Genomic DNA, 1,111 nt, shown 5'->3' on the forward strand with positions numbered 1-1,111 from the left:
TCTAAAGTCCAATGAACTTGGTTTTCAATCCCCCAATGTTGACGAATTACACGACCATTAAGCTGAGCATCTACTGGTAAAGAACTTAGGTAAAACTGTACCTCTTGAGTCGTTTTGTTCCAAAGATGACGGACTCGTTCTACACAAACAATAGTCTGAATATCTGTCCATTGTTCTTGTTTATAAAATCCTCCTAATGCCGCCACTGGCACCGCCCAAACTTTTCTAATTTCGACGCGATGATGTCCCTTTTCTGTGCGGGAATCATGACTCACTTTAATTCCCTCAAACTGTTGAGATTTAGCCATCTCAAACCAGGTTTTGACTTGATTATAAAGAGTTGGATGATTACTTTTTAATGTGACTACATAATCGCCTTTTTTCTGACGAATTAACCGAACAATCTCGGCTTGAGTCCCCATCGCATCAATCGTAACAATGGCTCCGGTGATGTCAATTAATTCCAACAATGCCGGGATCGCTGTGATTTCATTTGAATGGTCTTCAACTTTGACTTGTCCCAAGACTAACCGATGTTCACTCGCCCATGCCGTCACTAAATGTAAGTTTTTTATCCCTTTTGTTCGGTCATAAGACCCTCTCAGACTTTTTCCATCAATCGGGCTCACTTCTTGAGCAACTGACCCGATTAATTGGTTCATCCATGTTCGCAATTTTTTCTCTAAAATTTTGGGCTCTAGCTTTTCAAATACCCGACGGAATGTATCGTCACTTGGGATGCCATTGGGTAACTTTAAAAACTTTTGTAACCAGGTAAGCTTACTGATTCCATAATTTTCTATGTCTTCCCACCCATCCGCTCCGGCTATCACAGCTAATAAGGCAATGACGAGAATATCTTTGAGTAAGTGGTGTTTGGTTCGCTCCACTCTTGGATCTGGTACGTCATCAAAATAATTTGAAAAGCCAGCTTGTAAATCTTCCATAGAGATAGGTTTTGGCTTGTTGAGCGCAGAGGATTTTTCCGCTGGCTTGGAGTGAGCGAATCCTTTACTCATACCCATAAACTTTTCCTTACCTTGATGACTTAGCTTTGAGGCATTATAGAACCGTTAATGACGAGGGGGATCCCTGTGTATTTTGTTTTTTT

The 1,111-nt window shown here is 41.0% G+C and carries 1 protein-coding gene; it reads right to left on the bottom strand.

What is annotated here, in order from left to right:
* The coding region (locus Q5691_RS27600; protein ID WP_333348429.1) for an ISAs1 family transposase at positions 1 to 947 on the bottom strand (947 nt) is incomplete at its 3' end.
* Between the last annotated feature and the right edge of the window lie 164 nt (positions 948 to 1,111).

The sequence above is a fragment of the Microcoleus sp. w1-18aA5 genome, assembly GCF_036701705.1.
Taxonomy (GTDB): Bacteria; Cyanobacteriota; Cyanobacteriia; order Cyanobacteriales; family Microcoleaceae; genus Microcoleus.